Source organism: Paenibacillus thiaminolyticus (assembly GCF_007066085.1).
Classification (GTDB): Bacteria; Bacillota; Bacilli; order Paenibacillales; family Paenibacillaceae; genus Paenibacillus_B; species Paenibacillus_B thiaminolyticus.
In genome coordinates this window covers 2,653,754-2,668,463 of record NZ_CP041405.1, presented here as the reverse complement: position 1 = coordinate 2,668,463, position 14,710 = coordinate 2,653,754, and the positions used below count along the sequence as shown (strand labels likewise).

At 55.1% G+C, this 14,710-nt stretch carries 14 protein-coding genes; 12 read left to right on the top strand and 2 right to left on the bottom strand.

Features of this window, described 5'->3' with window-relative positions:
• The first annotated feature begins 306 nt into the window (after positions 1-306).
• Entirely contained in the window at positions 307-1,086 is a 780-nt protein-coding gene (locus tag FLT43_RS11975; protein WP_087444697.1) for a DeoR/GlpR family DNA-binding transcription regulator, read from the top strand.
• A 138-nt stretch (positions 1,087-1,224) separates the two neighbouring features.
• On the opposite strand, the gene FLT43_RS29705 is transcribed toward FLT43_RS11975, so the two are convergent.
• Positions 1,225-1,329, bottom strand: a complete 105-nt coding sequence (locus FLT43_RS29705; protein ID WP_220182437.1) for a DUF6254 family protein — start codon at positions 1,327-1,329, stop codon at positions 1,225-1,227.
• Between the two features lie 254 nt (positions 1,330-1,583).
• On the opposite strand from FLT43_RS29705, the gene mgrA reads away from it, so the two are divergent.
• The 8 genes from mgrA to FLT43_RS11940 all read left to right on the top strand — a co-directional run bounded on the left by mgrA (position 1,584) and on the right by FLT43_RS11940 (position 10,899).
• Complete coding sequence (mgrA, locus tag FLT43_RS11970) at positions 1,584-2,576, top strand: L-glyceraldehyde 3-phosphate reductase (RefSeq protein ID WP_087444698.1); 993 nt, start codon at positions 1,584-1,586, stop codon at positions 2,574-2,576.
• 156 nt (positions 2,577-2,732) lie between these two features.
• On the top strand, positions 2,733-4,418 hold the full coding sequence (locus tag FLT43_RS11965) for an alpha/beta hydrolase family protein (RefSeq protein ID WP_087444699.1): 1,686 nt from the start codon (positions 2,733-2,735) through the stop codon (positions 4,416-4,418).
• 1,127 nt (positions 4,419-5,545) lie between these two features.
• Positions 5,546-6,457, top strand: a complete 912-nt coding sequence (locus tag FLT43_RS11960) for an ABC transporter ATP-binding protein (RefSeq protein WP_087444700.1) — start codon at positions 5,546-5,548, stop codon at positions 6,455-6,457.
• Complete coding sequence (locus FLT43_RS11955; protein ID WP_087444701.1) at positions 6,457-7,194, top strand: ABC transporter permease; 738 nt, start codon at positions 6,457-6,459, stop codon at positions 7,192-7,194. Before FLT43_RS11960 ends, FLT43_RS11955 begins: the two co-directional genes overlap by 1 nt.
• A 3-nt stretch (positions 7,195-7,197) precedes the next feature.
• Positions 7,198-8,334, top strand: a complete 1,137-nt coding sequence (locus tag FLT43_RS11950; protein WP_115057823.1) for a sensor histidine kinase — start codon at positions 7,198-7,200, stop codon at positions 8,332-8,334.
• Entirely contained in the window at positions 8,331-8,936 is a 606-nt protein-coding gene (locus FLT43_RS11945) for a response regulator transcription factor (protein ID WP_087444702.1), read from the top strand. Before FLT43_RS11950 ends, FLT43_RS11945 begins: the two co-directional genes overlap by 4 nt.
• Positions 8,937-8,966: 30 nt before the next feature.
• Positions 8,967-9,110, top strand: a complete 144-nt coding sequence (locus FLT43_RS29325) for a hypothetical protein (protein ID WP_164776380.1) — start codon at positions 8,967-8,969, stop codon at positions 9,108-9,110.
• Positions 9,111-9,321: 211 nt separating this feature from the next.
• Positions 9,322-10,899, top strand: a complete 1,578-nt coding sequence (locus FLT43_RS11940) for an FAD-dependent oxidoreductase (RefSeq protein WP_087445394.1) — start codon at positions 9,322-9,324, stop codon at positions 10,897-10,899.
• A 126-nt stretch (positions 10,900-11,025) separates the two neighbouring features.
• Here FLT43_RS11940 and FLT43_RS11935 read toward each other — a convergent pair whose 3' ends face one another.
• Positions 11,026-11,409, bottom strand: a complete 384-nt coding sequence (locus FLT43_RS11935) for a hypothetical protein (RefSeq protein ID WP_087444703.1) — start codon at positions 11,407-11,409, stop codon at positions 11,026-11,028.
• Positions 11,410-11,794: 385 nt separating this feature from the next.
• Here FLT43_RS11935 and FLT43_RS11930 point away from each other — a divergent pair, with 385 nt between their 5' ends.
• From FLT43_RS11930 to FLT43_RS11920, 3 genes are read left to right on the top strand one after another with little or no spacing between them, the layout of a single operon-like run.
• Positions 11,795-12,634 carry an STM4015 family protein gene (locus FLT43_RS11930; RefSeq protein WP_087444704.1) on the top strand — a complete coding sequence of 280 codons (840 nt, stop codon included), beginning with the start codon at positions 11,795-11,797 and terminating at the stop codon, positions 12,632-12,634.
• 2 nt (positions 12,635-12,636) lie between these two features.
• Positions 12,637-13,896, top strand: coding sequence for an STM4014 family protein (locus FLT43_RS11925; protein WP_087444705.1), 1,260 nt, complete (start codon positions 12,637-12,639; stop codon positions 13,894-13,896).
• Positions 13,893-14,675 (top strand): STM4013/SEN3800 family hydrolase, encoded by a 783-nt coding sequence (locus FLT43_RS11920; protein WP_087444706.1) that lies wholly within the window; start codon positions 13,893-13,895, stop codon positions 14,673-14,675. Before FLT43_RS11925 ends, FLT43_RS11920 begins: the two co-directional genes overlap by 4 nt.
• Positions 14,676-14,710 lie beyond the last annotated feature (35 nt).

Genomic DNA, 14,710 nt, shown 5'->3' with positions numbered 1-14,710 from the left:
GCTTTCCACCCATTCGCCGTTGATGTAGTTTTTGATTTTTCTGATCTCGTTCATGGTGCTTCCTCCTCCGGGTGGCTAGTAAGTATAGTTACGTTTTTGATGAACTTATCTCACTACTTGGTTCTCTTTTGGGTACATACTAATCCCGAGATGGGGGATTGTCAATCTATTTCATGGTTATTTTATGGTTATGTTAAGCAATTGATTGAGTTATGAACTGAATAGAAACGACCTATATTGGTAACTGTTGATTACCTTGTGGTGATATGTTATATTTTTTTGTAAAAGAGAAAGGAGGAGGAGCCGATGCGGGAGAAACGGCTGCAAGATATCGAAGAGTATATCCATTCGGTAGGAACTGTCTCGTTGGATGAGCTGTGCGAGCACTTCAATGTTTCGAAAAACACGATTCGCCGTGACATCAGCAATATTTTGGACAAGGGGACGATACATAAGGTCTATGGCGGCGTCACTTCGGTGTCCAGCCATCTGATTCCGTTCGAGAACCGGGATATTACGAATTCATTGGAAAAGACGGCCATTGCCAAATGCGCGGCTCAATTTGTGGAAGGAAATGAATTGATATTTATCGACTCCGGTACGACGACGCGCAGTATAGTGGAGTATTTGCCGCTGGTTCCGAAGTTGACTATTTTGACTAACAGTCTTGATATTATAAATGCCGCAGCGAATCTGGAGCATATCACGCTAATGGCGATCGGGAATTGCTATAAGCGGGATACGAAATCGTTCGTCGGCAGCGAGAGTCTGCATATTCTCGACAAATACAATATCAACAAAGCATTTATGGCGGCGACGGGCGTATCGACCGAGAGCGGATTGACGAACTCGGATATTTTAGAATACGAGATTAAGAAGAAGATTGTGGATAAGGCGCAGCAGGTCTACTTGCTAGCCGACGCTTCCAAGTTCGGGCGTTCCACGCTGTTGACCTATGCTCCGCTCGATCAAGTCGATACGCTGATCACTTCAGAGCCGCTGCCGCAACAATATCAAGAGTATTGTGACGAACATGGAATTGCCGTCTTCCTGACGGAACATGGAGCAGATACAAGGGGGATATAATTACCGTTATTTTGGCCCGAGAAGGACGCTCTCATTCGCTTAAATCAGAACGTTTGCGCCTCTCATAACTCATGTGGAGGGGAGGGAGACATCCCCGTCAGCCGTTTCCGTGCCGGAGATGTCTGCCCCTTTGCCGTGCTACTCCTCGGCCAGCTCTCGGAACGATTTCACTTTGCCGTGGGAGTGCGGAGTTTGTTTGCGGATTTTATCCGCATTTTCACGCCGGTGCTTCGGAGAGGTCATCGGCTTAGCCTCCTTCATGATAATGGAACATAAGTGCGATAACGTAAGTCATTCGATGGGCCGCTGCACAACCGTAGCGGCCTGTCCGGCGTCCGTGGAACGCCCTCCCCATCGAATGTGTCATTAATATGGTTCCGGACGACTGCTCTTATCCCCGCCAAAGTCAGGAGATGCAGCGGAGGGAAGTACAGGTATAATAAGATGTGAGAGCAAGGATCCATCCTGAGCGGCTCTACGAAGGGAGAGATGAGGGAATGATATATCAAGCAGACTCGAAGCGTTATGATTCGATGGTCTACCGGCGCTGCGGCCGTTGGGGGTTGAAGCTGCCCGCGATTTCGCTAGGGCTGTGGCATAATTTCGGAGGAATCGATTCATTTGAGAACGGACGGGCCATGCTGCGGCGCGCGTTCGATCTGGGGATTACGCATTTTGACCTGGCGAATAACTATGGTCCGCCACCGGGTTCCGCCGAGCTGATGTTCGGGCAAATGCTGAAGGAGGATTTCCGTCCGTACCGGGATCAAATGATCATCTCGACCAAGGCGGGCTATTACATGTGGGAAGGCCCGTACGGAGAATGGGGATCGAGGAAATATCTCATTTCCAGTCTCGATCAAAGCTTGAAGCGGATGGGGCTTGATTATGTCGATATTTTCTATTCACATCGTCCAGATCCGGATACGCCGCTGGAAGAGACGATGATGGCCCTCGACCAAGTTGTTCGCCAGGGCAAGGCGCTGTACGTCGGCATTTCCTCGTATGATGCAGAGCAGACAACCGAAGCGATCCGGATTTTGAAGAATTTAGGCACGCCGCTGCTCATTCATCAGCCGTCCTATTCGATGCTTAACCGCTGGATCGAGGAGGGCCTTCAAGACGTGCTGGAGGACCAAGGCGTAGGCAGCATCGCGTTCTGTCCACTTCAGCAAGGCCTGTTGACGAATCGTTACCTCCACGGGATCCCGGAAGATTCCAGAGCCAAAAAAGCTTCGGGATCTTTACAAGAGGGAGAAGTGTCTGACCAAGTCATCGCCAAGATTCGCCGGCTTCACGAGATCGCGGAACGTCGCGGCCAGTCGCTGGCGCAGATGGCGCTTGCCTGGGTCCTGCGCGGCGGGAAGATCACTTCCGCCCTCATTGGCGCCAGCCGGGTTAGCCAGATCGAAGAAAATGTGAAGGCGTTGGAGCAGTTGGCGTTCACGACGGAAGAATTAGCAGATATCGAACAAGTATTGCAATCATAAGGATAGCAGGGAGGCGTCACCGTCACGTCTCCCTTATTGGCAATTTCTTTGACACCCCAAGAAACGCTGTGCTATTGTTTTTTTGGCTATTGATTTCGAAATGGAAATGATTTATGCCGCTGAAGCTACATATGAAAAGGTGAGGGGGAGAAACTAATGGGGAGATCAAGTTGGAAATGGTTGATCGCCGGGTGTCTGTTATTCGGAAGCATGGCGCCGTTGGCGATGGCGCAGGAAGCCGGGGCGGCCACTGAATCCGCGGCTGAACTGGTGCCGTTGCGCCAGGCGGCGGAATCGATCGGGGCTCTCGTCGAATGGGATCAACCGACGAAGACGATCACCGTAACCTACGGTGATCGGGTATGGACGATTAATTCCGCGAGCGGCCGTTCCGAGGTGAACGGAACCGTCGTTAAGCTTGACGCCGGTGCTTTGCAAGGCAAGGAGAAGGACCCCCGTTATTACGTAGCTTGGAGCACCATGAAGGAAGCGCTGCAGGTTCAAGGGAATTGGGTGAACGGCAAGGTGCTGGCCGATGAGGCCGATTGGAAAACGCGTGCCGCCCAATTTACGGTCCAGTGGGCCGCCCTGGCGGAGGCGCCGCAAGAGGAAGCGCAGCTGGCTTCGCTCTTGACGCCGGAATTGAAGGAAGCGACGAAGGTGGCCCACTTGTCGCGCTTGGCGCAGCAGATTATTCCTATGGTCGGCAAGCCGACGCAATTCGTTCAAGCATCCTCGGACAACGATGGCGTGCATCAGAACGTGCAGGTGTTGTTCAAGACGGACAAGGACTTGACGCTGTCACTTACACTTCGTTACAAGGAGAACGGCTTGTTGAACGATGTATTATACTCGTATCTCCCATCCGGGGGCTACCAGCCGCCGGCCTATGACGACGCCTCCCTCTACAAGGAAGAGACAATTGTTATCGGCGATGGCCACTTCAAGCTGCCCGGTACATTGACCCTGCCGGCCGCAGCGAATGCGTCTGGCACATATCCGGTGCTCGTGCTGGTTCATGGGTCGGGGGCTCACGACCGTGACGAGTCGATCGGGGCGGCCAAGACGTTCCGTGACATGGCGATCGGATTGGCGAAGGAAGGGATTGCCACCATCCGCTATGAGAAGCGGACGCGGGAATATCCGGTTCAATCCGCTGCGATTCCGCGCTTCACCGTGAAGGAAGAGACTGTGGATGATGCACTGCTGGCGGTGCAGTGGGCAGGGCAAGACATGCGGCTGAACAAGGACCGCATCTATGTGCTCGGCCATAGCCAGGGAGGCATGCTTATCCCGAATATCGTCAAGGCCGACACGGGGAAGGCGATCCGTGGGGCTGTCATCGCGGCCGGTCCATCCGGGTCCATCGAAGATTTGATGATCGAGCAGATGGAACGCCAGCTTCAATCTGCCAAAGACAACAAACAACCGGCAGAAGCCATCGCGGCAGCAGAAGGTCAATTGAAGATGTGGAAGCAGATGGTTGCCATCATCAAGGATGAGCAATATACACTCGACAATCTTCCGGCTAACTTCCCGCTGCCGAACGCTTCATGGTGGATCGATTTCCGCAACCACCAGGGTGGAGAGATCGCCAAGGATCAGAAGGTGCCGCTGTTCATCATCCAGGGGGACAATGACGTTCAGGTCGGCAAAGAGCATCTGGACGGCTGGAAGAAGGCTCTCCAAAGCCGCGCGGGCGTCCAATACAAGCTGTATCCGAAGCTGAACCACGTATTCGTGGAGAGTGACAAGCCATCTACCGGCCAAGAGTACACCATTCCAGGCAACGTTCCAGAACAAGTCATGCAGGATATCTCGGCCTGGATTCGCAGTAACTAAACTGATCATATCAAGGACCGTCCGCAGCGCAAAAGCTGCGACGGTTCTTTTTTTATAAACGTAACTGTGTGCTGCCCCTCTTAGCGCTACTATCGCAAACAGTCAGGTGGAGGACGTATGTATGTGATGAGCCTCTTACCATCACTATCCCATGTAGTCAGGTGGACGTATGTATGTGATGAGCCTCTTACCGTCGCTATCCCAACTAGTCAGGTGGACGTATGTATGTGATGAGCCTCTTACCGTCGCTATCCCAAGCAGTCAGGTGAATGTATGTATTTGCTGAGCCTCTTAGCGCCACTATCCCGAGCAGTCAGGTGGACGTATGTATGTGATGAGCCTCTTACCGTCACTATCCCATGTAGTCAGGTGGACGTATGTATGTGTTGAGCCTCTTACCGTCGCTATCCCAACTAGTCAGGTGGACGTATGTATGTGATGAGCCTCTTACCGTCGCTATCCCATGTAGTCAGGTGAATCTATGTATGTGATGAGCTTCTTATCGTCGCTATCCCAACTAGTCAGGTGGACGTATGTATGTGTTGAGCCTCTTACCGTCGCTATCCCAAGCAGTCAGGTGAATGTATGTATTTGCTGAGCCTCTTAGCGCCACTATCCCGAGCAGTCAGGTGCAGCAACAAGGTAGAGTCATACCTGACGGAATGGGATAGCGACCAAAAGGAGCAGAGCAAGGATATATCTGACAGAATGGGATAGCGACCAAAAGGAGCAGAGCAAGGATATATCTGACAGAATGGGATAGCGCTCAAAAGGAGCAGAGTGGGGGACATAGCTGACTGGATGGGATAGTGACCAAAAGGAGCAGAGCAAGGATATATCTGACCGAATGGGATAGCGCTCAAAAGGAACAGAGTGGGGGACATACCTGACTGAATGGGATAACGATCATAAGGATCAGGGACATATCTGACGGATTGGGATAGCAGCAACCAAAAAAGCAGCAGAGTCAAGGCTTCCGGGAACTACAACCGCAATTGGGCCAAGTCTTGTCGCGCCAAGTAATGAGGATGACAATTGTCATACTGACATCATGACAGTCTATACTAACCTGCCCAACCCCGAATATTTATGATAAGGATAGAAGCAAGGAGTGAGGGGGACGCAAGATGGATGCAGTGATTCAGATGGACAATGTCACGAAACGATTCAAAAATAAAACGGCGGTGAACGGGGTGTCGCTGGACGTTAGGCGAGGTTCCGTCGTTGCCATCCTAGGGCCGAACGGTGCCGGGAAGACGACGACGATCTCGATGCTGCTCGGCTTGATGGAGCCGACCGATGGAACGGTCAGGTTGTTCGGCAAGGAGCCGAAGCACCAGCAAGTAAGGCAGCGGATTGGCGCTATGCTGCAGGAGGTCAGTATCATCGACCGGCTGAAGGTGCATGAGGTCATCGAGATGTTCCGAAGCTATTACCCGAAGCCGCTGGCGATGGAGCGGCTGATCGAGTTGACCGGCTTAAGCAAGCCGGAGCTGAATATGTACGCGGAGAAGCTGTCCGGCGGGCAGAAGCGCAGAGCGGGCTTCGCGCTCGCGTTGGCCGGTGACCCAGAGTTGGTCTTCTTCGATGAACCGACGGTAGGCATGGACGTTGCGGCGCGGCGCCGCTTCTGGGAGCAAGTGCGCACACTGGCATCCGAAGGGAAGACGGTCCTGTTTACGACGCATTACTTGCAGGAAGCCGATGATGCGGCCGACCGGATTGTTTTATTTCATCAGGGAAAGATTGTGGAAGATGGCAAGCCAGCAGAGATCAAGGCGCGGCTCCTGAAGAAATCTGTTTCCTTCCAGCTTGAGGGAGATGCGGCTGCTGCCTGCGCAAGCATTCGCCAGTGGCCGAATGTGTCGGATTGCGAATATATTGATGGGCGAATCCACATCCGTACGGATGACACCGACGGCGTGCTGGCAGCCATGTTCTCGCGGCAGCTTCCTGCCAGAGATATCCGCATCGATCATGGGCGTCTGGATGAGGCGTTCGAGCAATTGACTACGAGCACTCAGGAGGTCGCATACTGATGAAGCTGTTATTTGTCCAGTGCAAGATGGAACTGCTGCGCGTTATTCGCAACCCGTACTTTGTATTCTGGTCGCTGCTGATGCCAATGGTCTTCTATTTTATCTTTACCCGCATCGTGAATGTGGGCGTGGATAATAAGGCTTGGTGGCAGGCGCATTATTTGATGTCGATGACCGGATTCAGCATTATGGGATCGGCGATTATGACCTTGGGCATCCGCATCGTGCAGGAGCGCAAGAACGGATGGACTGCATATATCCGAATTACGCCGCTGCAGGGCAGTATTTATTTTGCGGGGAAAATGTTCGGTCAGTTCATGATGCATTTGTTCTCGATTATCACTATTTTCCTGTGCGGGTATCTATTGAATGGAGTGTCCTTGTCCTGGTCTGCCTGGCTTAGCTGCGGCTTGTGGCTGTTGCTTGCATCGATCCCGTTCCTCGGGCTTGGCGCCCTCGTGGGGACGATGAAGCGGGTAGATACGGCGAGCGGTGTCAGCAACGCGATCTTCATGCTGCTGGCGATTACAGGGGGCATGTGGTTCCCGCTGGATATCATGCCGAAGTTCCTCCAGACGGCTGCGAAGCTGCTGCCGGCTTATCATTTCGGGGGAGGAGCCTGGGAGATTGTGCGCGGCGAGACGCCGCAATGGGAGCACGCATTGTTTTTGGCAGGTTATCTGCTTCTGTTTATGATACTATCTACGTATATCCGAAAAAAGCAGGAAGCGGTGTAGTTCATGTCCCGGACGAAGTTCAGCTTGTTCCCCCGGCATTGGGGAATTTATCCTTATATATGGTTAATCTATATGGCCCTGTTTATTTACAATATGCAGTTCGAGCATGGAGTGAAGAAAACCATCGGCTACGCGTTGCTCGCCTTATTTGTCGTAACCTATCGGCAGCTTTATTTCGTTTCCGGCCGGGCCTATGATTCCTGGGTTGCGCTGCAGATGCTGTTAAGCGCTATTCTGCTCACGTTCTATAATCCCAACTATATATTTCTTGGTTTTTATACAGCGAACTTCATCTCATTTTATCGGGACAGGCGAAAATTCAATATTGCGTACGGCGCGCTTGTCGCGTACATACTGTTGCCGATGTTATTTCATTTGCGAGCCATTGATGTGTCGGAGTATATCTTTTTCATTCCTTTTATTGCCACCATATTAGCCTCTCCATTTGGCATGCGGTCGATGCATCGGCGTCACCAACTGGAGAAGGAGCTGGACCAGGCGAATGAGCAGATTCGGGAACTGGTCAAGCGGGAGGAACGGCTGCGAATTGCCCGTGATCTGCATGATACGCTCGGGCATACGCTGTCTCTTATTACGCTCAAGAGCCAATTGGTTGAGAAGCTGATCATGAAGCAGGAGACCGATCGGGCGCGGGAGGAAGCCCGGGAGATTGGGCAGACCTCCCGGGCCGCGCTGCGGCAGGTGCGTGAGCTCGTCTCCGATATGCGTGCCGTCACGGTTGCTCAGGAGCTGGTGGAGGCCGAGCGAATGCTGGGGAGTGCCGGCATCGAGCTCCAGGTGCGGGGAGATCTGTCATTGGAGGGAGTCCCGGATCTGACACAGAATATGCTCAGCCTATGCGTCCGGGAAGCGGTCACCAATATTGTCAAGCACAGCCGCGCGAAGAACTGCCGCATTCAGATCGAGCGGACGAATGCCGTGGTCCGGATTCGTCTGCAGGATGACGGTATCGGCTTACGGAGCGGGAGCGGCATGGGCAACGGTTTGAATGGCATGTCGGAACGACTTGTCTTGATAGATGGAAGCTTGATGTTGGATTCGGATGAGAGCGGCACACAATTGACGGTCACGGTTCCGATTATCGTCAAAGACGGGAAAGATGGAGGAGGTGTGGCATGATAAGGATTGTGATCGCTGAGGATCAGCGAATGCTGCGCGGCGCGCTCGCATCCCTCCTTGATCTGGAGGATGATATTGAAGTGGTTGGGCAGGCCGGCGACGGGGACGAAGCGCTGGCGCTGATCGCAAGGCTGAAGCCGGATGTATGTCTGATGGATATTGAGATGCCGGCCAAGAGCGGCCTGGATGTAGCCGAAGAGCTGAAGCGCCAGCGCTTGAATTGCCGGGTTATTATTTTGACGACCTTTGGCCGGCCGGGATATTTCGAGCGTGCCGTGAAAGCCGGGGTTCAAGGCTATCTGCTGAAGGATGAGCCGAGCGAGCGGCTTGCCGCGGCGATACGCAGCGTGATGCGGGGTGAACGGGAGATTTCGCCGGAGCTCGCTTTTGCCGTCATTCGTAAAGAAGATAATCCGCTGACCGAGCGGGAGCGTGAGATTTTGAAGCTTGCCGCCGAAGGGCGCACCGCGAATGAGATAGCATCGGCGCTGTATTTATCTTATGGCACCGTGCGCAATTACTTGTCCAGTATCATGAGCAAGCTGGAGGCGAGGACACGCATCGAGGCCATCGAGAACGCAAGGTCGAAAGGTTGGCTATAACTCCCAATTAGCACGAACTGGGATTCCTTCATGTATGCAGACGGCGTCGCCGGCTTCTTCTGCGTGAATGGTAGCGATAATGGACGTCTATACCGCATGTATGATGACGGCAAGACCAACGTCAAGCTGACCGATGAAGAAGTGGACAGCATCGTGCTCATCGACAAGTGTTAATGGGATCTGGTAGCACCAAAAAACGAGGCCGGAGGGAGTGTATTTCCTCCGGCTTTTTGTATCGATTTTATGTAGGATTCGAGAGTCTGGCAGCGGGTAAAAGATAGGAGGAACTCTTTTGGCCTCGGAAGCAGGGGAGAAAAGGGCCGGAAAGATGTGTTATAGTATACATGAATTTAACATGAGAGGGAGGGATTAGGAATTGAAGCTGATGAAGGATGACATCCAGGCCGATGTCGTAATCATCGGCGGAGGATTGGGGGGCGTCGCGTCTGCCTTGTCCGCCGCCGCAATGGGACTGCGTGTAGTGATGACGGAAGAGACGGATTGGATTGGCGGTCAATTGACGTCGCAGGCGGTTCCTCCCGATGAGCACAAGGTCATTGAGTCGATGGGCTGCACCCGTACATACCGGGAGCTCCGCGAGCGAGTGCGGGCTTATTACCGGGCGAACTATCCGCTTACCGAGCAAGCTGCGGATAATCCCCTGCTCAACCCCGGACGGGGATGGGTCAGCCGCCTCTGCCATGAGCCGAAGGTGGCGCTGCGCGTGCTGCATGACATGCTGGCACCGTACACGAGCAGCGGCCGGATTACGATTCTCTACGAGACGATTCCGGTGGAGGCCGAGACGGAAGGCGATATCGTCCGTTCGGTCACGGTATCGCATGTGCGCACACAGCAGTTGACCCGCTTGACAGGTTCATACTTTCTCGACGCAACCGAATGCGGCGACCTGCTGCCGCTGGCCGGGGTGGAGCATGTAATCGGGGCCGAATCGCGCGCCGAGACGGGCGAGCTGCATGCGTCCGAGCAGGCGAATCCCCTTGATATCCAGTCATTCACCCATGTATTCGCCATCGAGTATTTCCCGGAAGGGAACTTTACGATCGAGAAGCCGGAGCAATATGATTTCTGGCGGCAGTATGTTCCGGCGCCGTCCATCTATCCTTTGTTAAGCATGTATACGATCAATGTCAACGATCCGGCCAAATACCGCAAATTCAACCTGTTCTCCGACGGCCAGGATCCAATGCCGCTGTGGACGTACCGGCGGATTATCGATAAGGCCCTGTTCGAGCCGGGCTTCTATGAGAGCGACATCACGCTGGTGAACTGGCCGCAGAACGATTACTACCTGGGCCCGATTATCGGCGTTAGCGAGGCAGAGAAGCGGCAGCACCTGGAGAATGCGAAGCAGTTGAGCTTCTCGCTCCTCTACTGGCTGCAGACGGAGATGCCACGGCCGGACGGCGGCAAGGGCTACCCCGGTCTCCGCTTGCGCACCGACGTGCTCGGCACCGAGGATGGCATGGCCAAAACGCCGTACATTCGGGAATCGCGCCGGATCAAGGCGCGTTATACCATTACCGAAGCCGATGTCGGCAAGGAGATGCGGGGAGAGGCAGGAATTCGCCGCTACCCCGACAGCATCGGCGTGGGCAGCTATCATCTGGATCTTCATACGACAACGGTCTCGCACCGCAAGTTCTACCTTCCTAGTTATCCATATGAGATTCCGCTGGGCGCCCTGCTGCCTGTCCGGATGACCAATATATTGCCGGTATGCAAAAATATCGGTACGACCCAAGTGTCTAACGGCAGCTACCGGCTGCATCCGACGGAATGGAACATTGGCGAATCAGCAGGCTATCTGGTCGCCTATTCGCTGCAGCATCGGATTACGCCGCATCAAGTATATGAGGAGCCATCCCATCTCGACTGCTTCCAGTCGCTCATTCAGGAGAAGGGCGTCCAGATCCATTGGCCGGATGGCTTCGAGATGTAGTCCTCGGCGGAACGGGAGAGGGGGGCGTCGGCCTCCCTTTTTCATGTCCGTATCCCAACCTGAATTGCGCCGCATATGCGCCTCGTCAAGACTGGCCCGGCGAACTGCCCGGGAGAGGCAGCCTGATCAATAGGTCTTCATGCCGGTGCCAAGGACGGCGACGCGCTTCGTTCCGTGCTCCTCCAGCACTTTGACGCTGATCTGCGCCCCTTCATGGAATTTCGGAATATTTATCATATGAATGGCTGTTCTGATCTCGATTGGAAACGATTCTCCGTTCGGCATCACCACGTCCAATGCTAGCATAACAACAGGTTGATCATCGATCATGGATGCTGTCGGCGAGAGAGACGTAATCGTGGCGGAAGCGGGGATGCCTCGTGTCATCACTTCATGTTCTTGTTGTCTTTCGTTCTTTTTCTTGCGCAAGATTGAGGATACCACACACAATACAATGATAATATCGGTCACCAAAATTCCAATGATGATCCACATCGTCGTATTCTCCATTCGGATTCTCCTTCGTCTCGGACAGGATGCCGCCGGAGCCTGCTCAGCAGGCAAGCAACTTGAGCGCAAAACCCGGAAGAGCCTTGAACCGCAATGTTGCTGTTAGCGGTATCCCCATCTGCATCGTGTTGTGCCGTCCCATCCTCATTGGTTCCAGCTCGGGGCGGGGCAGGGGCCGCCGCTTCCCGGTTCCGAACAATATACAGAAGAGGGGACTTCTATTGTATCAACCATTCATTTCCACCGTCCCGTGACTTTGGATTCATTTTACGGCAATTTAGGCCCAAAATGTGGCATCGATAACAGGACTTTTACCCGATTTGTTGAAAAAGAATAGGTTGTCGTAATGATAGGAACGTCCAATATCGCCACGGGAGGGCTATCTATGATTGAAATTCGTTTGTCGGTTGGATATGAAGAATATGAAGATGGAGAGAGGATGTCTGAACTGATCGAGAAGCTGGCGGCCGGAGAGCACAGCGAGCAGCTCGTCAGCTTAATTATCGGCGACTGGGGGCAAGCCTACGAGAATTCCCCTGACGACTTCCTCGACACCCTGATAGCGAATCGGGAACGGTTCCCGAACTTGAAAAAGCTGTTCATCGGAGATATGGACTATGAAGACTGCGAGGTCTCCTGGATTATTCAGACGAACTTGTCTCCCTTGCTGAAGGCATTTCCGAATCTGGAATCATTCACGGCCAAAGGAAGCACGGACCTGCGTCTGGAGCCCTTGGAGCATGCGCGGCTTCAGGAGCTGGTCATTATTTGCGGCGGACTGCCCGCAGAGGTGCTGTCTGACGTCCGGAACGCGAAGCTGCCGGAGCTGCGGAAGCTGGAGCTGTATCTCGGCGTCGATGAATACGGCTTCTCCGGTTCGCTGGATGACGTGTTGTCTGTAGCGGAGCCCGGTTTATTTCCGAAGCTGGCCTATCTCGGGTTGAAAGATAGCGAGATTCAGGACGAGATTGCGCAAGCGCTGGCCGATGCGCCGATTCTGGATCAACTGGAGACGCTCGATCTGTCATACGGCACCTTGTCGGATGCAGGCGCGGAAGCGCTGCTCGCCAGCGCCCGGGTGAAGAAGCTGAAGCATCTTGATCTCAAATACCATTACATGTCGGACGAGATGGTGAAGCGCTGGAAAGATTCCGGGCTGTCCGTCGATGTCAGTGATCAGCAGGATACGGAAGACGACTGGCGCTATCCGTTCCTGACCGAGTAGCGATGAATGTATCTGAGCTTGAACCGAGGGCCGATCTGGCTGCCGTGCGGGAAGGAACGGCCGGGAATGCGCCGTACATCCTGATTGGCAATGCCGGGAACCGGCGCACGGACGGCCTCCAGGCAGCCCGCCGCAGATTCGGGCTGGCACCCGCGCTGCTGCTCACCTATCAGGAGCTGCTGCAGGGAGCCGCCTCGCTGGAGGAAATGCTGGACCGCGTGCGCCGTTCGGGAGCGGGAAGCCCGATCATTCGCCTGGATGCTCCAGGCGAGCATCCCGAAGTCGAACGCGAGCTGATCGCGCTCGGCGCCCTGAACGGGTCCGCCGACGAGCAAGGGGCGGGGGCGCAAGAGAGTATCCCGGCGGACGCGGCGCGGCGCCTTCTGGAAGAGCATGGGCGGATCCGCTATCCGGCCCAATGGTTCCGGGGCTATTGCCGCTTGCTCGCCCGGCTGCGGCTGCAGGCGTCATCTGCCGGCATCCCGGTGCGCTGGGTGAACGATCCCGCCGACATTGCCGTCATGTTCGACAAGCGGCGCTGCTGGGAGCATCTGTCCCGGCATGGCGTGCGCATGCCAGACCTCCCGGCCCCGGCCGGCTCGATTGCCGGCTATGAAGAGCTGCAGGCCGCCATCCGGTCGAGCGGCATGCATCGCCTCTTCCTCAAGCTGGCCTGCGGCTCTGGAGCGGCCGGGGTCATCGCGTATCAGTGCCAGCCCGCGACCGGAGCCGAGCTGGCGGTCACGACGCTGGAGTTGGAGGAACGGGCGGGAGAGACCGTCTTTTACAATTCCGGCCGTCTGCGGCAATACCGGGACCATGCGGAGATCCGCCGCATGGTCGACTGGCTGTGCGGGGAGGGGGCTCATGTGGAGCGCTGGATCGCGAAGGAGCGCCTCGACGGCAAATCATTCGATGTGCGCCAACTCGTCGTGAACGGGTCGGCTTGCCATGCCGTCCTGCGGCTTAGCTCCAGCCCGATCACGAACCTGCACCTGCGGAATGAGCGCCGCCCGCTGCACGAAGGCATGATCGCTTCCGGGGTGGAGGAAGCGGTAGCCTCGACCGCGGAAGCGGCCTTGGCGTCATTTCCGGGCTCGACGGTTGCAGGAATCGACGTGCTCGTCCGGCGCGGCAGCGGGATGACCTATGCCGTCGACATCAATCCCTTCGGCGATCTGCTCTACCGGGTCGAATATGAAGGGTGGAACACCTACGAATGGCAGATGCGTCAGCTGCTGGAAAGGAAGAATCACCAATGATTGATATGAATCAAATCGTGGGCACTCACGATATTGTCATGATAACGCTCGATACGCTTCGGTATGACGTGGCGAAGCTGGAGGAGGCGAACTGTCCGAACCTGTGCGCGGACGGCCCGTGGGAGAAGCGGCATACGCCGGGCAGCTTCACCTATGCGGCGCACCATGCCTTTTTCGGCGGCTTCCTGCCAACGCCGGCGAACACGGACAAGGCATCCCACGTCCGGCTGTTCCATACGCGCAACACTGGCTTGAAGACCCACCCGTACACCTGGCAATTCGATGCGCCGGATATTGTCTCCGGCCTGGCGGCGGAAGGATACCGGACGATTTGCATCGGCGGGGTCATCTTCTTCACGAAGAAGAACAAGCTGGCCAAAGTGCTTCCCGGCTACTTCCAGGAGAGCTATTGGCGCATGACCTTCGGGGTAACGAATCCCCGCTCCACCGAGCATCAGGTGCAGCATGCGCTCAAGCTGCTGGAGCGGGCCGATCCGGGGCAGCGGCAATTCCTGTTCCTGAACGTATCCGCGATTCACGGGCCGAACCATTATTTCATTCCCGGCGCGAGGGAGGATTCGGTCGAGACGCAGCGGGCGGCGCTGCGCTATGTGGACAGCCAGCTCGGCGTTCTGTTCGATGCGCTGCGCAAGCGGGGCAAAACATTCTGCATGGCGTTCTCCGATCATGGCACCGCCTATGGCGAGGATGGCTATCAAGGTCATCGCCTTGCGCACGAGGTCGTATGGAATGTGCCGTACCGGGAGTTTTTTCTGTGATGAGAGAGGGGAGAGGCATGATGAGAGCGCCGAAT

Bases quoted from the DNA above. Each gene is read 5' to 3' on its own strand.
- FLT43_RS11975 (WP_087444697.1), top strand. From the start codon at position 307: ATGCGGGAGAAACGGCTGCAAGATATCGAAGAGTATATCCATTCGGTA.
- FLT43_RS29705 (WP_220182437.1), bottom strand. From the start codon at position 1,329: ATGACCTCTCCGAAGCACCGGCGTGAAAATGCGGATAAAATCCGCAAA.
- mgrA (WP_087444698.1), top strand. From the start codon at position 1,584: ATGATATATCAAGCAGACTCGAAGCGTTATGATTCGATGGTCTACCGG.
- FLT43_RS11965 (WP_087444699.1), top strand. From the start codon at position 2,733: ATGGGGAGATCAAGTTGGAAATGGTTGATCGCCGGGTGTCTGTTATTC.
- FLT43_RS11960 (WP_087444700.1), top strand. From the start codon at position 5,546: ATGGATGCAGTGATTCAGATGGACAATGTCACGAAACGATTCAAAAAT.
- FLT43_RS11955 (WP_087444701.1), top strand. From the start codon at position 6,457: ATGAAGCTGTTATTTGTCCAGTGCAAGATGGAACTGCTGCGCGTTATT.
- FLT43_RS11950 (WP_115057823.1), top strand. From the start codon at position 7,198: ATGTCCCGGACGAAGTTCAGCTTGTTCCCCCGGCATTGGGGAATTTAT.
- FLT43_RS11945 (WP_087444702.1), top strand. From the start codon at position 8,331: ATGATAAGGATTGTGATCGCTGAGGATCAGCGAATGCTGCGCGGCGCG.
- FLT43_RS29325 (WP_164776380.1), top strand. From the start codon at position 8,967: ATGTATGCAGACGGCGTCGCCGGCTTCTTCTGCGTGAATGGTAGCGAT.
- FLT43_RS11940 (WP_087445394.1), top strand. From the start codon at position 9,322: ATGAAGGATGACATCCAGGCCGATGTCGTAATCATCGGCGGAGGATTG.
- FLT43_RS11935 (WP_087444703.1), bottom strand. From the start codon at position 11,409: ATGGAGAATACGACGATGTGGATCATCATTGGAATTTTGGTGACCGAT.
- FLT43_RS11930 (WP_087444704.1), top strand. From the start codon at position 11,795: ATGATTGAAATTCGTTTGTCGGTTGGATATGAAGAATATGAAGATGGA.
- FLT43_RS11925 (WP_087444705.1), top strand. From the start codon at position 12,637: ATGAATGTATCTGAGCTTGAACCGAGGGCCGATCTGGCTGCCGTGCGG.
- FLT43_RS11920 (WP_087444706.1), top strand. From the start codon at position 13,893: ATGATTGATATGAATCAAATCGTGGGCACTCACGATATTGTCATGATA.